The sequence below is a fragment of the Streptomyces sp. GSL17-111 genome, from assembly GCF_037911585.1.
Classification (GTDB): Bacteria; Actinomycetota; Actinomycetes; order Streptomycetales; family Streptomycetaceae; genus Streptomyces.
Map to the genome: position 1 here is coordinate 1218584 of NZ_JBAJNS010000001.1, position 16324 is coordinate 1234907.

General features: G+C 71.8%; 18 protein-coding genes. 1 reads left to right on the plus strand and 17 read right to left on the minus strand.

The features are described 5' to 3' along the window. Window positions 1–29: 29 nt before the first annotated feature. The 17 genes from V6D49_RS05025 to V6D49_RS05105 form a co-directional block, all read right to left on the minus strand. Window positions 30–968 carry an ACP S-malonyltransferase gene (locus tag V6D49_RS05025; protein ID WP_340557487.1) on the minus strand — a complete coding sequence of 313 codons (939 nt, stop codon included), beginning with the start codon at window positions 966–968 and terminating at the stop codon, window positions 30–32. Next, a complete protein-coding gene (locus V6D49_RS05030) occupies window positions 965–2077 on the minus strand; it encodes a beta-ketoacyl synthase N-terminal-like domain-containing protein (RefSeq protein ID WP_340557489.1) in 1113 nt (370 codons plus the stop codon). Before V6D49_RS05030 ends, V6D49_RS05025 begins: the two co-directional genes overlap by 4 nt. A gap of 38 nt (window positions 2078–2115) precedes the next feature. Then, the gene (locus V6D49_RS05035) at window positions 2116–2517 is read right to left on the minus strand and encodes a hypothetical protein (protein WP_340557491.1); all 402 of its coding nucleotides are present in this window, start codon (window positions 2515–2517) and stop codon (window positions 2116–2118) included. A 1-nt stretch (window position 2518) separates the two neighbouring features. After that, window positions 2519–2923 (minus strand): hypothetical protein, encoded by a 405-nt coding sequence (locus V6D49_RS05040; protein ID WP_340557493.1) that lies wholly within the window; start codon window positions 2921–2923, stop codon window positions 2519–2521. A gap of 1 nt (window position 2924) precedes the next feature. Then, on the minus strand, window positions 2925–3251 hold the full coding sequence (locus tag V6D49_RS05045) for a DsrE family protein (RefSeq protein ID WP_340557494.1): 327 nt from the start codon (window positions 3249–3251) through the stop codon (window positions 2925–2927). Continuing rightward, window positions 3248–4258: an alpha/beta hydrolase gene (locus V6D49_RS05050; protein WP_340557496.1), complete on the minus strand. Its 1011-nt coding sequence runs from the start codon at window positions 4256–4258 to the stop codon at window positions 3248–3250. Before V6D49_RS05050 ends, V6D49_RS05045 begins: the two co-directional genes overlap by 4 nt. Beyond that, complete coding sequence (locus V6D49_RS05055; protein WP_340557498.1) at window positions 4258–5052, minus strand: SDR family oxidoreductase; 795 nt, start codon at window positions 5050–5052, stop codon at window positions 4258–4260. Before V6D49_RS05055 ends, V6D49_RS05050 begins: the two co-directional genes overlap by 1 nt. A gap of 9 nt (window positions 5053–5061) precedes the next feature. Further along, on the minus strand, window positions 5062–6060 hold the full coding sequence (locus tag V6D49_RS05060) for a beta-ketoacyl synthase N-terminal-like domain-containing protein (protein WP_340557499.1): 999 nt from the start codon (window positions 6058–6060) through the stop codon (window positions 5062–5064). Further along, window positions 6057–7241 (minus strand): beta-ketoacyl-[acyl-carrier-protein] synthase family protein, encoded by a 1185-nt coding sequence (locus V6D49_RS05065; protein ID WP_340557500.1) that lies wholly within the window; start codon window positions 7239–7241, stop codon window positions 6057–6059. The genes V6D49_RS05060 and V6D49_RS05065 overlap by 4 nt, the downstream gene beginning before the upstream one ends. Window positions 7242–7284: 43 nt before the next feature. Next, on the minus strand, window positions 7285–8319 hold the full coding sequence (locus tag V6D49_RS05070; RefSeq protein ID WP_340557501.1) for a hypothetical protein: 1035 nt from the start codon (window positions 8317–8319) through the stop codon (window positions 7285–7287). Further along, window positions 8319–9170, minus strand: a complete 852-nt coding sequence (locus V6D49_RS05075) for an alpha/beta fold hydrolase (RefSeq protein ID WP_340557502.1) — start codon at window positions 9168–9170, stop codon at window positions 8319–8321. Before V6D49_RS05075 ends, V6D49_RS05070 begins: the two co-directional genes overlap by 1 nt. Beyond that, on the minus strand, window positions 9167–10129 hold the full coding sequence (locus tag V6D49_RS05080) for a beta-ketoacyl synthase N-terminal-like domain-containing protein (RefSeq protein ID WP_340557503.1): 963 nt from the start codon (window positions 10127–10129) through the stop codon (window positions 9167–9169). Before V6D49_RS05080 ends, V6D49_RS05075 begins: the two co-directional genes overlap by 4 nt. Further along, window positions 10126–11271: a beta-ketoacyl synthase N-terminal-like domain-containing protein gene (locus V6D49_RS05085; RefSeq protein ID WP_340557504.1), complete on the minus strand. Its 1146-nt coding sequence runs from the start codon at window positions 11269–11271 to the stop codon at window positions 10126–10128. Before V6D49_RS05085 ends, V6D49_RS05080 begins: the two co-directional genes overlap by 4 nt. Before the next feature lie 31 nt (window positions 11272–11302). Next, window positions 11303–12532 carry a beta-ketoacyl-[acyl-carrier-protein] synthase family protein gene (locus V6D49_RS05090; protein ID WP_340557506.1) on the minus strand — a complete coding sequence of 410 codons (1230 nt, stop codon included), beginning with the start codon at window positions 12530–12532 and terminating at the stop codon, window positions 11303–11305. A gap of 21 nt (window positions 12533–12553) precedes the next feature. Continuing rightward, entirely contained in the window at window positions 12554–12805 is a 252-nt protein-coding gene (locus tag V6D49_RS05095; protein WP_191211880.1) for an acyl carrier protein, read from the minus strand. A gap of 302 nt (window positions 12806–13107) precedes the next feature. After that, the gene (locus V6D49_RS05100; RefSeq protein WP_340557507.1) at window positions 13108–13281 is read right to left on the minus strand and encodes a hypothetical protein; all 174 of its coding nucleotides are present in this window, start codon (window positions 13279–13281) and stop codon (window positions 13108–13110) included. 30 nt (window positions 13282–13311) lie between these two features. Then, window positions 13312–13893: a hypothetical protein gene (locus tag V6D49_RS05105; RefSeq protein ID WP_340557509.1), complete on the minus strand. Its 582-nt coding sequence runs from the start codon at window positions 13891–13893 to the stop codon at window positions 13312–13314. 786 nt (window positions 13894–14679) lie between these two features. On the opposite strand from V6D49_RS05105, the gene V6D49_RS05110 reads away from it, so the two are divergent. Next, on the plus strand, window positions 14680–16278 hold the full coding sequence (locus V6D49_RS05110; RefSeq protein WP_340557511.1) for an MFS transporter: 1599 nt from the start codon (window positions 14680–14682) through the stop codon (window positions 16276–16278). Window positions 16279–16324 lie beyond the last annotated feature (46 nt).

Sequence of the window (16324 nt, forward strand, 5' to 3'; positions counted from 1 at the left end):
TCCTGTGGTGGATGGTCGGATGACGCCGGTCAGGCGACCGGCGACGGAAGGTGGTCGGGGGTGTTGACCGTCACGACGACGGCGTCCTTGACGGTGCGCTTGACCATGCCGGACAGCGCGCGCCCCGGGCCGAGTTCGACGAACCGGAGGCAGCCGAGCTCGGCGTGCAGCGTGCGCACACCGCGCTCCCACAGCACGGGGTGGGTGAGCTGGCGCACCTGGAGCGCGGGCCAGTCGGTACCGGCCCCGGTGTGCACCCGGGCGTCGACGTTGGCGACGACGGGTTCGTGCGTCGCGGCGAAGGGCACGGCCGCGAGCGCGCGGGTGAGGGGCTCGACGGCGGCGGCCATGAGCGGGGTGTGGAAGGCACCCCCGACGGGAACGCGCATCACCTTGGCGTCGTAGTCACCGGCGACCTCGGCGGCGCGCTCGATACCGTCGAGGGAGCCGGACACCACGACCTGGCCCGGTGCGTTGAGGTTGGCCACCCAGACGTCGTGGCCCTCCTCGCGGACCGCCAGGACGAGGGCGTCGACCGTCTCGGCGTCGGCCCGCACCAGCACGGCCATCGTGCCCGGGGTGTCCTGCGCCGCCTGACGCATGGCCCGGCCGCGTTCGGCTACGACCCGTGCGGCGTCGCCGAGGGACAGGGCGCCGGCCGCGTAGAGGGCCACGTACTCCCCCAGGCTGTGCCCGGCGTAGCCGCACACCGTGCCCAGCCCGCCGGTGGCGCGTGCCTCGTGCAGGGCGATGACGTCGGCGGTGAAGACGGCGAGCTGGGCCAGGTCCGTCCGGCGCAGCGCCTCGTCGTCCGCCTTGAGCAGCAACTCCTCGACGTCCACGCCGGAGGTCTCGGAGATCTCCCGGGTGAGCCGCCAGGACGCGCACATCCGCCACGGCTCCCCCATGCCACTGCGCTGGGCGCCCTGGCCGGGGAAGAGAAGCGCGGTGGGGACGGGAGCGGTCATCGGCTCTCCTCCCCCAGCAGCCGGAAGAGTGCGGCGGCGACGACGCCGTCCTGCTCGACGGAGGTCACCAGGGCCGTCCGGCCGGCCCCCTCGGGGTGCTCCTGGGCGTGCGCGAGCATGACGGTGACCTGGAACGCGGCCGAGGCGGCGTAGGTGTCGCCGATCAGCTCGGAGCAGGGCAGCACGTGGGGCCGGTGCGTGCCGAGCACGTCGCGCAGCGCCGCCTGCTCGGCGTCCCCGTCCGGCCCGGGCAGCTGCGACGTCGCGACGGCCCACAGGTCCTCGGCCCGGGTGCCGCTGCGCTCGTACAGGTTCCGTACGCACTCCGCCAGCACGCCCTGGATGTCTCCGGGTTCACCGGCGAAGCCGAACTCCAGGCCCTCCACGCGGGCGAGCCCCGTGCGGCCGTTGCTGCGGGCCGTCTCCTCGGACTCCATCAGCCAGACGGCCGCGCCCTCGCCGAGCGGCGCCCCGGTGGACTCCCGGCCGTTGCTGTGCCACTCCAGCCAGGCCCGGGCGGCGGAGAACTCCTCGACGGCGCCGCACAGCACGGTGTTCGCGCGGCCGGCCCGCTGCAGCCGCACCGCGTACTGCAGGGCCAGCAGGCCGGTGGCCCTGCCGCCGGCGATGGTGGTGTTCGGTCCCTTGAGCTCGTGCCAGATCGCGGACTGCCCGGCGGCGCAGTTCATGACCGTGTTCGGGAAGCGGGCCGGGTCGACGAAGAAGGGCTTCTCCCCGACGAGGGAGTCGCGGGTGAAGTCCATGATGCTCTGCGCGCTGCCGGTGCTCGTCCCCAGGGCCAGCCCGGTGTCCGGGCCGACCCCGGGCAGCCGGGTCTCCCCGCCCACGAGCTGCCCCAGCGCGGTCACGGCGAGCCCGGTCACGCGGTCCATGGAGCGCGTGCCCTTGCGGCCGAGGCTCTTGCGGACGTCGAACTCCGGTACCAGGCAGACCTCGTCCTGCGGGACGGTCCAGCGCTCCGGGTCGACCGGGGTGCCGGCCGGACGGGCGTCCTTCAGACCCGAGCTGAACTCCGTGCTGCTCAGACCCCAGGGGGACACGGCCGCCCAGGCGGAGATGAGCGAGCCTTCAGCGGTGGCTGTGGCCATCGTTTCGTTTGCTCCTTGAGTCGTGCCGACGGGTGGCGTCACATGAACCACACCTGCGAGTAGGAGAACCAGCGCAACGCCAGCTCGCCCGGTTCGGCCGTGCGGGTGCCGGGCAGCAGCCTGCTCGCCGCCTTGGGCCCGATGCGCTGGAGGTCCGCTTCCTCGACCCAGACCGTGGCGCCCTCGTCGAGCATCGTGCGCACCGAACGCCGGGGGTCGGGGAGGGTGTCGAGGGTCCGGCTGCCGATGCGGACGCTCGGCTCGTACTCCGGGGCCCCGACGGCGTAGGTGACGGCGTGCCCGCGCAGGGCGAGGTGCAGTCCGCCGGTCTGCCGGTTGAGTTCCCGGATGATGTAGAGGACGTCGGCGAACTGCGTCTCCACGGAGCCGCGGTAGGCGCGGTCGACCAGGACCAGCGCCGGGTTCTGCGGGGTGGTCATCTCAGCAGACCCCCAGGGTGAGTGCCTTGCCGGCGGCCTGCGTGTGCTCGTGGAAGGTGAACGGCGGCCGCCGTCGGACCTCGGGTATCTGGTCGCCCATGCCGCGCTCGTCGGAGCAGAACCGGCACACGTACCAGTGCAGTCGCCCGGGGTGGTCGGCGATGAGCCCCCTGGCCACGGCGGCCGTCGAGGGGTGGTCACGCGTCCAGTCGACGACGTTGCGGGGCTTGGAGTCGCCCAGCGAGCGGCGCGTCAGACCCGTCGCGTCGCCGCACGTCCACATCTGGAGCGTGGCGCCGCGGTCCAGCAGCGCGTGCGCCAGGCGGAAGGTCGTGCTGACCAGCTCGGTGCGGTGCGGACCGCCGAAGACGGCGAGCAGGACGTCGGTACGGGGTACGGGAGCCATGTCAGTGCCACACCACCTTCGTCTGGGGGTCGAGGAGCCGCGCGGCCAGGTCGTCCATCTCCACCGTCCGCGCCTGCGCCAGCAGGTCGTCCGGGGTGAGGGAGCGCTGCTGCGCGGAGAACGCGTCGACCAGGACGTGGCCCCCCGCGCCGAGGAACTCGGCCACCCTCGGCAGCGCGCCCGGCAGGGCCGCGAACACGGCGTTGTCGACGAGGAACAGCGAGGTGCGGTGTCCGGCGGCCGCCAGGTGCAGGGCGTCCTCCAGGAACCGCTCGCCTCCGGGGCTGTGGGCCGGGTCGTCGCTCTGGACGAGCAGGAGCTCCGTCACGCGTCGGCCTCCGTCCGTTGGTGGTGGTGTCGGTCGCGGGGCCGGGAGGCACCCGCGCCGGCCGTGAACGCGTCGGCGAGGAAGTCCAGGACCTGGGTGCGGTACTCCTGCCGGTCGAACCGGATCGCGTTCATGTGCATCGCCGTCGGGGCGACCCACAGGTGCGCGCCGGGCAGCGTGCGGGCGACCTTGCCGACCTGCGCCGCGCTGACGACGGGGTCCTCGGCCCCGGCGACGAACATCAGCCGGGTCGGCACCCCGGTCATGTCCGGGGGCCAGTTCCTGACCGCGAGCATGTGGAAGGCGAGCGTCCGGAACACCCGCCGGTAGGCGGTGAACGCGGCCCGGCGCCGCAGGTGCTCCGGCAGGCCGCCCCGGCGCAGGTCCGCGAAGCCCGCGAGGCCCGCCGGAATGTCGTGCATCGGCCCGCTGTCGCAGATGACGGCGCTCAGGGCGGGGGCGTCCGGCACGCTGAGCACCTGGAGGGAGGGCCAGGCCGAGAAGGAGAAGCCGAGCACCGCCAGCCCGCCACCGCCGACCTCGGGGTCGGCGGCCACCTCGCGCAGCACGTCGCGCAGGTCGCTGGTGTAGCGCCGGGCCATGCGGCTGAACCGCCGGTCCCCGCCGCTCTCGCCGTGGTTGCGCATGTCGTAGGCCACCACGTGGTAGCCGGCCCGGTGCAGCATCTCGATGTGGCTGAGCGTGCTGGACCTGGACCGCTCCACACCGTGGCAGATCACCACGGTGTGCGGCCCGTCCCCGGGGATGACCCACGCTTCGAGGGTGAGGCGGTCCAGAGTGGTGGTGACCCGCATGCGCCGCATGGGCAGCCCCTTGTTCTCGGGGGTACGCCCGACCCGGCTCTGCGGGGGGTGGTACAGCTCGTAGGCGTGGCGCGCCCCGTGCAGCGCTCCGCGCAGCGCCGCCACGGGTGCCGTCAGCACCCGGAACAGGGCGCCCGGGGCCCCGGTGGCACGCTCGGCGTGCTGGGCTTCCGTGTCGTCCATCAGGCGGTGAGCACTTCCCCACCGTCAACGCCGATGACGTTGCCCGTGATCCAGGAGGACTCGGTCCGCGAGAGGAGGAGCACCGCCTCGCCGACGTCCTCGGGCCGGGTGAGGCGCCCGTGCGGGTTGGTCCGCGTGGCGCGCTCCACCAGCTCCTCGTGTTCGGGGATGCGCTCCAGCGAGGGGGTGACCGTCACTCCGGCCCGCAGGGCGTTCACCGCGACGCCGCTGGGCGCGAGTTCCATCGCGAGCTGCCGGACGTGCGACTCCAGCGCGCACTTGGCGGCGGAGACGGCGCCGTAGTTCGGCGAGACCTTGAGGTCGCCGGCGCTCGTCATCGCGTAGATCTTGGCGCCCTGGCGCAGCAGGCCGGCCGCGTACAGGTCCTGGGTCCAGTAGACGAGGGAGTGGGCCATCACGTCCAGCGTCATGTTCATCTGACGCTCCGAGACCCCGGGCGTCCCCTCCTCGGGGACGAAGGGCACGAGCGTGCCGAACGCCAGGGAGTGGACGAGGACGCGGATACCGCGCTCACCCGTCAGCTCGCGAAAGGCGGGCACCAGTTCGGCGCGGGTGGCGGACCGTGCGGCGTTGGCGTTGTGGAAGTGCGCCTGGACCCCGAGGGAGCGCAACTCCTCGACCGCCACCTCCGCCTTCTCCTGGCCGCTGGCCGTGTCGAAGTGGACGCCGAGGATGTTCACCCCCTCGTGCGCGAGCCGTCGTGCCACCGCCAGGCCCATACCGCTGGAGACGCCCAGGACGAGCGCCCAGGAACCGTCGAGAGGTGTTTCCATGCTGTTCTCCTATGCCTCGTCCCGCGGCGTGGCCGGGGCTGCGTCGGTACGGTCGGGGGGTATGACCCAGCAGAGGGCGACGTTGCCCTGGGCCGCCGCCGTGACGACGGCCGTGGGGCCGTCGGCCCCGGAGCCCAGCAGCCCCGCGATCTGCAGGAGCGGTTCCAGCGACCCGGCTCCCGCCGGGACGCGGCGCACGTCGGTCCCCAGGGCACCGACGACCGCTTCCGAGACCGGCGAGTCGTCGACGACGGCGACGACCGTCGCGTCGCGGAGCGCGAGCCCTCCGGGGCCCTCGCCGAGCAGCCGCTCGGCCCGTTCCCGGGCCTCGGGGGCGGGCGTCCCCGGCGGCAGGTAGCCCGAGCGCACCACGAGGTGGCCGAGGACGTCGCTCCCGCGTGCGGCCGCCTCCCGGGCGGGTTCCAGCACCAGGGCGACGGCACCCGCCTCGGAGTCGCGGGCGGCCGGGTCGAGGGGGGCGAGCGCCTCCTCGGTCGCGCCCGCCAGCAGCCAGTCCGCCCGGCCCAGCGTCACCGACCGGAGCCCGGTCTGGATCGCCTCCAGCCCGGCGACCCGGGGGCTGGTGAGCGTCAGGTTGAAGCCCTGGAGGCCGTGTTCCATGGCCATCCGGCTGCCGAAGAGGTTGATCGAGAAGAACGGTGCCGTCGCCGGGCTCAGGTCGGTGGCGCTGGTGGTGGTGATCGTCGTGTCCATCGCCGCGTGCAGCGCCTCGGCGGCGCTGTTGGTCCCCACGGCGGCCCCCCGGCTCTCCGGGGGTACGTGGTCGAGGCCGCCGCCCGCCTCCAGCGCGCGGTTGGACGCGGCCAGGAAGTACTGCGCGGCGGTCGGCAGGTACTTGTAGCCCCGGCGCCCGAGGTGGGTGCGGTGGTCGAACCAGCCCTCCGGGGAGGCGGTCCGCTCCCGAGCGGCGGCGGAACCGTCGAAGCCGCGCGGGCTCACGACGCCGATGCCGGTCACGGCCACACGGGTGGCGTCAAGGGCGGTCATGCGCCGGCCTCCTGCATCACGAGAGAGACGTTGTTGCCGCCGAACGCGTAGGCGTTGACCATGACGGCCGACGTGGCCAGTGCGGTCGCCTCCTCCGGGAGGCTGACCCGGCACTCGGGGTCGGGATCGGTCCGCGGAACGTTCGGCGGAACCGTTCCGTTGCGCACGATCAGCGCGGCCGACAGGGCCGCCAGCGCTCCCGCCGCGCCGCCCGTGTGGCCGATCAGCGACTTGAGGCTGTACAGGGGCCGCTCCTCGGCGGCCGTCCCGAGCAGCCCGGCCAGCGCCCGGCTCTCCACGGTGTCGTTGATGAGCGTGCCGGTGCCGTGCGGCACCACGCACCCCAGCTCGGCGGGGCCGATGCCCGCCTCGGTGAGTGCGTGGCGCATCGCCCGGGTGATCTGCACGCCCTCCGGCTCGATGGCCGTCGTGTGGTGCGCGTCGCAGCTCCAGCCGGCTCCGGCCAGCCGCGCGTACACCGTGGCGGCGGACCGCTTCCGGGCGTGCGCGGCGGACTCCAGGACGAGCGCCGCGGCGCCCTCCCCGAAGACCGTCCCCGCACGCTTGGCGTCGAACGGCCGGCAGGTGTCCGGGTCGACGGCGCCCAGCCGGTTGAAGCATCCGAGGGCCACCCGGGAGTACGCCTCGGCGCCACCGGCGATCACGACGTCCGCCTCCCCGGAGCGGATCAGGTCCGCCCCGAGGGACAGGGCGAAGCCGCTCGCCGCGCAGGCGTTGCTGACGCTCGTGTTCGGCCCCGCGGCGCCGACCAGCTCGCCGACGGCGGAGGCGACGCTGAACGTGGCGTTCCAGCGGTCCTGCTCCGGGTGTCCGTCGGTCCGCCACTGCTCGTGCAGCCCGGCGTCACCCATCCCGGTCCCGATGACCACGGCGGTCCGCCACGGGTCGTTGCCCGTCAGCCCCGCGTCGGCCATGGCCTGCCGCGTGACGTCGAGCGCGAACCGCGACGCGAGCCCCAGCGGCTGCCCGTCCAACGCCTCCACCGGAGCGGGGACGTCGGCGTCGGGCACCGCGTACATGTGCGGGATGTCCATGTGCGCGTGGGGGTCGGTGACCTTCCGCGGCGCGCTGACGGCCCGGTTCATGCCGTCCCAGAAGGCGTTCAGGCCCGATCCCAGACATGAGATGACGCCCAGTCCGGTGATGAGTACGTCGTCCATTCGTCTCTCCAGGTGCCGTTCGACGTCCGCGGAACTCCCTCGCTCAGCTCTGGGCCGGTCCGCCCTTGAAGGCGTTCACGACGCGCTCGTCGAAGTTGACCAGCGACCAGTCCTTGCGGTTCTCGATCACCGCGTAGCCGTGGGTGATCCGGCCCGTCTCGGTCTGCACCAGCCGACCGTCGCGGACGACGTAGCAGTCCATGCGGGAGGTGTAGGTGAAGTCCTTGAACACCTCTTCCACGGTGTAGACGGTGTAGAGGTCCTCCTCCATCAGGGCCTCGTCGAGGATCTGCACCCGCGAGTGCGGGACGACGGGGATCCACCGCCGGTCGTCGAGGAGCGTCTTGATGGAGATGCCGCGGTCGGCGAGGAACAGGTCGACGACCTCCTCCATCTGCCGCAGGTAGCCCGACATCTGCAGGCGCTCCGTGAAGTGGCAGTAGGGGTAGGGGATGCGCCACTTCCACCCGAACGCGTTCTCGCCCTGGGTGAGCTGGGCGAGGACCGGGTCGTCGGAGACGGTGGTGCCACGGCCCTGGGCCAGGGACGTGTTGTCCGCCGGGGTGACGGACACGCTCGGGGCGTCGGCGGTCTCCAGGTGGGCGCCGAGCCGGGGCACGACGAAGCGGCCCAGGAGCGCCGGCGGCTCGTCGGCGTTCTGGAGGTAGCCGTCGGGGCGCAGGGACACCTTGACCTTGGAGGTGACGGCCTTCACCGGCTCCCCGTCGCGCTCGACGGTCACCGTCACGCGGAAGCCGATGACGCGGTCGTCCTCCTTGGTGTGGGGCACGACCTCCGCCTGGGCCGTGTCGTCCATGTGGAAGGCGTGCAGGATGCGCGTGTCGAGGTCGACGATGTCCAGCCCGAGCCCGAACTCCTCGTACAGCCCGCGCGCCGGGAGGCCGGCCGTGCGGAAGTGGTCGAGGACGGCCTCCTCCACCATGTAGTTGACGTGCTTGAAACCGATCCAGGTGCAGATGTTGGAGCCCTCGTAGCGAGGACGGACGGTCACCGTGGACGTCGTCTCCAGCAGGGCCTTCAGGCCCGTGGTCAAGGCGGTGTCGGTCAGTGCGGTCATCAGTTGTACTCCAGAGCTGACAGGTGTCCCGGCCGGGCCGGGACACTGACGTCGTGTATGAGTGCGTTGGTCAGGTCGGCGAAGACCTCGGGCCGCTCCACCATGGAGAAGTGGCCGGTGTCGTCCAGGACGTGCACCGAGGCGTCCAGCAGCGCCTCGCCCAGCGCGAGCGCGTCCCGGGGGAAGGCCGCGAAGTCGTCGGCCCCCGCGATGATCCGGACGGGCAGGCGCATGGCCTGCGTGCGCAGGGTGGGCGTCTTCAGGTAGGTGTCGAAGAAGCGCATCCAGCCGTGGCAGCCGACGCGGTCCCGGACCTTCAGCGCCATGAGGTGCTGGACGTCCTCGGAGAGCCGGCCCGCCGAGCGGACGCGCACACCGTCCTCGAGGATCTTGTCGAAGTGGTTGAGGTAGTAGGAGATCGTGTCCCAGGCGAAGTCCTCCGCCGCCGCCCGGTAGAAGGGCGAGGCGAGCACGACCCCGCGCGGGGACGCGACGTCCGCGTCCGGCGCGTCGCACCGGGCGTCGAGCCAGCCCAGGAGGGCGCCCGCCCCGAAGGAGTGCGCGACGACGACGTCGGGACCGCCGGGGACCGCGCGGATCGCCCGGTCCGCCCAGGTGGCCGGCGCGGGCTCCCACCAGCCGTCCACTCCGGCGCCGCGCCAGGGCAGGTCCGCCGTCCACACCTCGCACGCCGGGTCCAGCAGCGGGAGGAGCGCCTCCCAGGAGCTGGAGCTGCTCGCCAGGCCGTGGAGCAGCAGGACGCGCGGTGCGTCCTGCGTCCCGGCAGCGGCGGCCCGGGCCCGTCGCACGACGACGGGTGCGTCCTCGGGGACCGGCGGACCCGCGCTCATGCGTCGCCCTTCACCGCTCGCAACACCAGGCCGGCCACCGCGTCGGAGCTGTCGTCGCCGTTGGTGAGCAGGGCGACGCCGAGGCCGTTCCCGGCGAAGCCGCCCACCGCGGCGGCGCACTGGGCGACGCCCAGGGCACCGGACGCGTGGCCGATGTTCCGGCTCAGATCGTGCCGGGCGAGGCCGTGCGTCGCGGGGACGGGCAGCTCGGCGTCGAAGCCCTGCGGGGTGAACCAGACGTCGGCCCCGGTGTCGTCGGGCAGCAGCGCCGCGACGCACTCGGCCACCGACCCGCCGCGGGTGTACGCGCCGAGCTCGGCCAGCGGGACGACGCCTCGCTCGCGGGCGTCCTCCGCCCGCTCCAGGACGACGGCGACGGCACCGTCCAGCACGTCCTGACCCGCGTGGCCGGTCAGTGCGTCGGTCACCTCGTTGTGGGTCTCCACACCGATGACGACCGTGCGGGCCGCGCGGCCGGAGGCGATGAGGCTCGCACCCCACCGCACCGCGTCCAGGCCGCTCGTGACGCCGTTGCACAGCATGAGGTTCGGCCCGCGCAGGGCGAACCTGATGGCGACGGACGACGCCACCACGTTGCTGGACGCGTTGGGCAGGCCCATCGGGCTGATCCCGTCGACCGACTGCTCGGCGATCTCGGCGGCCGTCCGGCAGACGGTGTCGAGGTTGCCGAGGTTGGAGCTGGCCACGACGGCCGTGGAGGCGCCGAGCGCGCACGTCTCCGACTCCTCGGTGATCAGCCGGGCCTCCCGCAGGGCGTCCCGCGCGGCGGCGAGGGCCAGCTGGGTGGCCCGGTCCTTGTAGCGCAGCCCCTTGCGGCCGATCCGCTCCGCCGGGGAGACGGCGTCGGCGCCGGGCTCGGTGCGGAGCAGGTCCGCGGCCTCCGTCACCCCGGGCAGGGCCAGGCCGATGCCCGTGACGTGCACACCGTTCGCGCTCATGCGTCCGTCCTCTCCACGATCGCGACCGTGTTGACGCCGCCGAAGCCGAAGGCGTCCACCTGCGCCAGCGTCAGGCCGGGCGCGTGCAGGGCCTCGTCGCGGACGAAGCGGAACCGGTCGGCCTCCGGTACGGGCTCCTTCAGGCCGACGGTGGCCGGCACGCGGCCGGTCGCCATGGCCCGCAGCGCGACGATCAGGCTGAGCAGCCCCGACCCTCCGGAGGTGTGCCCGGTCATCGACTTCAGAGCGGTCATCAGCGGAACGTCGGCGTCGCTCCCGAACGCGGCGGAGATGGCGGTCGCCTCCGTCTCGTCGTTGAGCAGCGTCCCTGTGCCGTGCAGCATGACCAGGTCGATGTCGACGGGCTTGACGCCCGCCTGGTCGTGCGCGGCGCGGACCGCCTCGGTGATGCCGGCGGCGTCCGGTGCGGTGACGTGGTGGGCGTCGCAGTTGACGCTGACGGCACGCAGCCGGCCGAGCGAGGTGCCCGCCTCGTCGGCGGACTCCCGGCGCAGCACCACCGCCGCCGCGCCCTCGCCCATCAGCACGCCCTTGCGGTCGCGGTCGAAGGGCTGCACCTGCCGCGGCGGCTCCATGTGCACCCGGTCCAGCAGCCCGTGCATGCTCTCGGTGAGCGTGTCCACTCCGGCGACGATCACGTGGTCGGCCTCACCGGCGTGCAGCATGTCGGCACCCAGCGCCAGAGCGTGCAGCGAGGCGGAGCAGGCGTTGGAGAACGTGTAGCTCTGGACGGTGCCGAACCGTTCCCGCAGCGCGGTGCCGAAGTGCAGCCGGTCGATGCTGAAGTCGGCACCGTCCCGCCAGCCCAGCTCGGCCGACCGCAGCTCGCGCAGACCGGTGCCCACCAGGACGGGCACGTCCCGCAGGTCCTGGTCGATGCCGGCCTGCCGCGCCGCCTCCTCGACGACGTGCAGCAGCCACCGGGTCGCCCGGTACGGCTCGTCGGCGCCGGGCTCCGGCCGGTCGTCGATCTCGTAGGCGTGCCGGGCCCGGTACCGCTCCCGGTCGAACCCGCGCAGCTCGGCCAGACCGCTGCGCCCCTCGCACAGGGCGTCGAAGACCTCGTCCACACCGGAGCCGATGCTGGCCATCGCCCCGGCGCCGGTCACCAGGACGCTCATGACACTCCTCCCGGGAGTGCGCGGCGCACGTTCACTGCTGCCCCTCGTACTTGCCGTAGATGACGACGGAGTTGTTGCCCCCGAAGGCGAGACCGTTGTTCTGCACGACGCGCAGGTCAGCCTCGACCGCCTGGTTGGGCACGCAGTCGACCGCGCACTCCGGGTCCGTCTCGACGTGGTTGATCGTCGGGGGGATGAACCCCTCGGTGATCGCCAGCGCACAGGCGATGGAGGCCAGCGCGCTGGCGGCGCCCATGCTGTGGCCGATCATCGACTTGATCGAGACGGTGCGGGGCGGCTCGTCGCCGAAGACCCGGCGGATGGCGGCGGCCTCCGTCACGTCGTTCGCCTTCGTGCCGGTTCCGTGGGCGGAGATGAAGTCCACCTCGGACGGCTTGACCTCGGCGTCGTCCAGCGCCAGCTGCATGCACCGGGCGACGCTGTCCTGGTTGGGCGCCACGGGGTGGTACGCGTCGCAGTTCAGCCCGTAGCCGAGGACCTCCGCGTAGATCCGGGCGCCCCGGGCCAGGGCGGACTCCAGGCTCTCCATCAGCAGCACGCCGGCGCCCTCACCCGTGAGGATGCCCTGGCGGTTGATGTCGAAGGGCTGACACCGTTCGGGTGCGATCGTCCCGAGCCGGTAGAACCCGGTGAACGTCTTGCGGCACAGCGCGTCGGCGCCGCCGCACAGGGCGTACTCCACGTCACCGCTGCGGATCGCGTCGTACCCGTAGCCGATGGCGTAGTTGCCCGCGGCGCACGCCGTGGGCAGGGTGACGGCCTCCACATGCCGGAGGCCGAGCTCCTGGGCGACGGCCGCGGACAGCCGTCCGGCGGGAACCCGGCGCGCCACCGTCGCGTCCATGGCTTCGGGGCCGTGACGGACCTCCGACTCGACGAGCTGGTCCAGATCCCTGGACTCGCCGTCCGTCGTGCCGACGGACGTCAGACAGCGCCGCAGTCGCAGGTCGTCACTGTCCAGCCCGGCGTCGGCGACGGCCATGCGTGCCGCCGAAACGGAGAACTGGCTGGCGCGCCCGAGGCTTTCGGGGTCGAGCCGGTGGATCCACGCGTTCGGGTCGAACGTCTCGATCTCGCAGCCGACGGCGTGGTCGAATCCCGTGGTGTCGAACGCTGTGATGGGTTTTGCCGCACTCCGCCCGGAGCGCAGCCCGGAAAGGAAATCAGCGGTACCGATTCCTATGCTGGAAACCGCTCCGAGCCCTGTGATGACGACCCTGCGGGCCGATGCGTCGAGCATGGTTCTCCCCGATTCCGTGACTTACCAGCCGGCGGCTTCGGAAACGACCTCGTAAACGCCCTTCAGGTTCACCATGCGACCCAGTTCGGACTGGTCGATGACCACGTTGAACGTCTTCTCCAGCGACGCGAGGATCTCGATCGCGCGGAGCGAGTCCGCGTTGTGGTCCTCCTTGAACAGGCTGGTTTCCGTCACCTCTTCGGGCTCCAGCTCAAGGATGTCGCAGACGATTTCACTAATCTTTTCCTGGCGCTCGGCAACCACCGTGCTCATAGCCTGTTCCTCCGTTTATGCGAAGACCCTCTGACAGCCTCAACTCTAGGATCGATCGAGCCTCGATCCAAAGGTTTGTCCGCTAACTGCCAAGGCCATGTGCTGGTAACTCCCCGGACACCTTTCGGCGAAAAAAGCTGCCACCCCGGGGGCGCTACCGACGAGTAGGAGGCAGGTCGATGCCGGACCCTCGGCATTTCCCACGGCGCCGGCCACCGGACATGACGAGAGGGGCCCACCGGTTCTGGCGGGCCCCTCTCGGGGTACCTCGGTCGTGAGCCCGGCCCACCGTCCGACAGGCGCTACTCGGGCTCGGTCCCGGTGGAGCGTTGACACCCGGATCCGTCGAAGAGCGCGGGGCGGTTCGCCCCGTCCGGGAGCAGGGCGTCGATCATGCGGTCCGGCTCCCGCTTGAACGCCTCGTTCGGCCAGGCCGACGACCGGGGCTCGTCACGGGAGGGACGCTGTTCGTACACCGGGCACTCCGGATCTCGGACATCGACGCGTCAACTCCTGCGCGCCGAGACCTCACCCCGGTGTCCGCCTCCTGCCTTGAGCAGCCCGGCCCGAGCGGCCAGGGCTCCGGCCTGGAAACGCGACTTGGCACCCAACTCGTTCATGAGCGCGGCCACATGACGGCGATAGGTGCGCACCGACATGCCGGCCTCCTTGGCCGCGGCGTCGTCCGTGAAACCCCGGCCCAACAGGTCCAGAACCCTCAGGACGTTCCGTCGCCGGGCCGCGTCGGCGGTCGCGCTGAAATACGCGGGATCGGTGGCCTCGAGTCGGCCCGTGCTCTCCAACAACTGCTGCAGGGTGACCGCGACCGTGGTGTCGTGGACGACGATTCCCTTGGAATCGTCACGGCTTTCCGCGTCACCGTTCAGGATGACGACCATCTCCTGGTCCACTATGGCCAGGCTTCGCTGCACCGGGCCCTCGACGACGACCTGTGGTCGGGCTCCCCTGAGGTACCGGAACAACCCTTCACCTCCGAAGGGTGCCGGCGGGCAGACTAAGGTGACGTGCACTCCGTGATCGACGAGTTGTGACACCGTCCTGGCCACAATCCGCAGACGTTCCTCCACGCCCCCACCGCTGCTTCCCGGAGGGGAATCCGCCAGGCACCAGGTCACCGTGTGTTCCGCTGTCAGAACGATTCGGGTCATCCAGCGAATCGAGGAGTCGGGGCCGGCGGGCGCCGTCGTCCCGATCGCCCGGGCCGCGCCCATCCTCGCCTCGCCGGCTCCGCCAGGAGCCGGCCCCTCGTCGGGAAACATCTGTCTGAGTTGCCCATCCGGCGAAAGATCTCCGACGGGCCGCACATGAGCATGCAACAAAATTCAAGCCCCCGTTGCTCGGCCGCAAAGTTTCAGCGGTTTGCCGCAATCCTTCCACTCGCGTGTCGCCAAGGATCCAAGACTGCCGAAACCAGAAACTACTCGGAAGTAATTTCCGATGAGCGCCGATGACTCCCCATCCGGCGCCCGATGCTACCTTTTCCCAGGCGAAAGACTACCACGCGCCGAGCGGTCCGAGTTGGTTGCCAATTGAATGAACTGAGGCCTCCCCAACCGGCGAACGGCACCGCACCGCCGGAATGACACGACGCTTTCCAGCGGAAGAACAGCAGACTCCGCCCAGGAAGTGAAGACACCTGAGAGCCGCCTTCGGTCTCCCCAATGGCAAGTACTTGCCAAGACCTCCGAGAACGCTTGTTCCGGCAGCGCGCCCATCAGCAAAATTACCGGCGAGTTCAGAAACGTCCCACCGACTGACACCGCCGACGTGTCAGCTTCCGGCCACCCACGACAGCCCGTGGCAAGCCGACCGCCGCGGCCGGCCAGGGCCGCCGTCCTCGAGGAGTCAGAGTCGTGACCGCAGCAGAGCCCGCGTCGGGCCCACCGACCGGCACCTCCGAACCGTCCCCCACCCCGGCGCAATGGCTGGCCCTGTCCGTGCTCATCCTGGCCCAGCTGGCCGTATGGCTGGACAACACCATCCTGAACGTCGCGCTGAAGACGCTCGCCGACCCCGAGGAGGGTCTTGGGGCGACACCGAGTGAACTGCAGTGGAGCATCAGCTCCTACACCCTCGTCTTCGCCGTGCTCCTCTTCACCGGGGGCGTCCTGGCCGACCGCTACGGCCAGCGCAGGATCCTCCTCATCGGCGTGGGCGTCTTCGGCGTCTGCTCGGCCTGGGCCGCCTGGTCCGACTCCCCCACCGAACTGATCGTCGCCCGGGGCGCGATGGGCATCGGCAGCGCCATGATCATGCCGGCCACCCTCTCCCTCATCTCGCAGGTCTTCGGCGCCGCGCACCGGGCGAAGGCGATCGCCATCTGGTCCGGGTGCAGTGGGCTGGCCATCGCCGCGGGCCCGCTGATCAGCGGCGCCCTGCTGGAGCACTTCTGGTGGGGTTCCGTCTTCCTGGTCAACGTGCCGCTGGTCCTCCTGGTGGTGGCCGGTGCGCTGGTCTACCTGCCGGCGGCGAGCGCGCGGGACCGGCGCACGTTCGACCCGCTCGGTGTGCTCCTGTCGACCCTCGGCGTCTTCGCCGTCGTCTACGGGATCATCGAGGGAGGCCACCGCAACGCCTGGCTGGAGTGGAACGTCCTCGGGTTCATCGTGGGCGGCGTCGCGCTGCTGTGCGTCTTCGCCTTCGTCGAACTCCGCGCCGCCAACCCGAGTTTCGACATCAGGCTCTTCCGCAACCGCCAGTTCTCCGGCGCGAGCGTGGCCATCATGCTGACCTTCTTCGGGCTGACCGGGTCGCAGTACTACGCGACCTTCTACCTGCAGGGCCCGCGCGAGCAGACCCCGTTCGAGGCCGGCATGACGCTGGCCCCCGTCGCCCTGGGCGTCCTGGTCGGCGCCCCCCTGGCTGCGGCCCTGGTCAAGCGATGGGGCGCCCAACGCGTCGTCACCGCCTGCATGCTGACCGCCGCGGCCACGTTCTTCGCCTACGTCTTCTTCGACGCGAGCACGCCGCTGCCGTGGTTCTGGCTGCTGCTCGTCGTGCAGGGGATCGGGCTCGGTGGCTGTGTCGCTCCGACCACCGAGATCATCATCGCGGCGCTGCCCGCCGACCGTACGGGTGTCGGCTCGGCGGTCAACAACTCCCTCCGCCAGATAGGCGGCGTGCTCGGGGTGGCGGTGCTGGGAACGGTGCTGGTCAGCGTCTACCGCGACCAGATCACGCCGGACCTCGCCCAGCTGCCCCCGGCCGCGGCGGAACCGGCCGAGAACTCCGCCGAGGGCGCCCGCTTCGTGGCCGAGCAGCTGAACCTGCCCGGGCTCGTGGAGTCGGCGAACCGGAGCTTCCTGGAAGCCATGCACGTCACGACGGTGATCGGGGCGGCGATGGCCGCGATCGGAGCGGTGATCATCTGGTTCACCCTGGCCAAGCACCGGGCCGCCGACCCGAAGGAGCCGGCCCGGGCCGAGGAGGACGGGGTGGACGCCGCCGTGTGAGGCGGGGTGGGCCCGGCAGCGCCTGACGAGGGCGGGGCCCGGCGGC

What these genes read in the sequence shown, in the direction of transcription:
- V6D49_RS05025 (WP_340557487.1), bottom strand. Translation starts at nt 968, where the DNA reads ATGACCGCTCCCGTCCCCACCGCGCTTCTCTTCCCCGGCCAGGGCGCC.
- V6D49_RS05030 (WP_340557489.1), bottom strand. Translation starts at nt 2,077, where the DNA reads ATGGCCACAGCCACCGCTGAAGGCTCGCTCATCTCCGCCTGGGCGGCC.
- V6D49_RS05035 (WP_340557491.1), bottom strand. Translation starts at nt 2,517, where the DNA reads ATGACCACCCCGCAGAACCCGGCGCTGGTCCTGGTCGACCGCGCCTAC.
- V6D49_RS05040 (WP_340557493.1), bottom strand. Translation starts at nt 2,923, where the DNA reads ATGGCTCCCGTACCCCGTACCGACGTCCTGCTCGCCGTCTTCGGCGGT.
- V6D49_RS05050 (WP_340557496.1), bottom strand. Translation starts at nt 4,258, where the DNA reads ATGGACGACACGGAAGCCCAGCACGCCGAGCGTGCCACCGGGGCCCCG.
- V6D49_RS05055 (WP_340557498.1), bottom strand. Translation starts at nt 5,052, where the DNA reads ATGGAAACACCTCTCGACGGTTCCTGGGCGCTCGTCCTGGGCGTCTCC.
- V6D49_RS05060 (WP_340557499.1), bottom strand. Translation starts at nt 6,060, where the DNA reads ATGACCGCCCTTGACGCCACCCGTGTGGCCGTGACCGGCATCGGCGTC.
- V6D49_RS05065 (WP_340557500.1), bottom strand. Translation starts at nt 7,241, where the DNA reads ATGGACGACGTACTCATCACCGGACTGGGCGTCATCTCATGTCTGGGA.
- V6D49_RS05070 (WP_340557501.1), bottom strand. Translation starts at nt 8,319, where the DNA reads ATGACCGCACTGACCGACACCGCCTTGACCACGGGCCTGAAGGCCCTG.
- V6D49_RS05075 (WP_340557502.1), bottom strand. Translation starts at nt 9,170, where the DNA reads ATGAGCGCGGGTCCGCCGGTCCCCGAGGACGCACCCGTCGTCGTGCGA.
- V6D49_RS05080 (WP_340557503.1), bottom strand. Translation starts at nt 10,129, where the DNA reads ATGAGCGCGAACGGTGTGCACGTCACGGGCATCGGCCTGGCCCTGCCC.
- V6D49_RS05085 (WP_340557504.1), bottom strand. Translation starts at nt 11,271, where the DNA reads ATGAGCGTCCTGGTGACCGGCGCCGGGGCGATGGCCAGCATCGGCTCC.
- V6D49_RS05090 (WP_340557506.1), bottom strand. Translation starts at nt 12,532, where the DNA reads ATGCTCGACGCATCGGCCCGCAGGGTCGTCATCACAGGGCTCGGAGCG.
- V6D49_RS05095 (WP_191211880.1), bottom strand. Translation starts at nt 12,805, where the DNA reads ATGAGCACGGTGGTTGCCGAGCGCCAGGAAAAGATTAGTGAAATCGTC.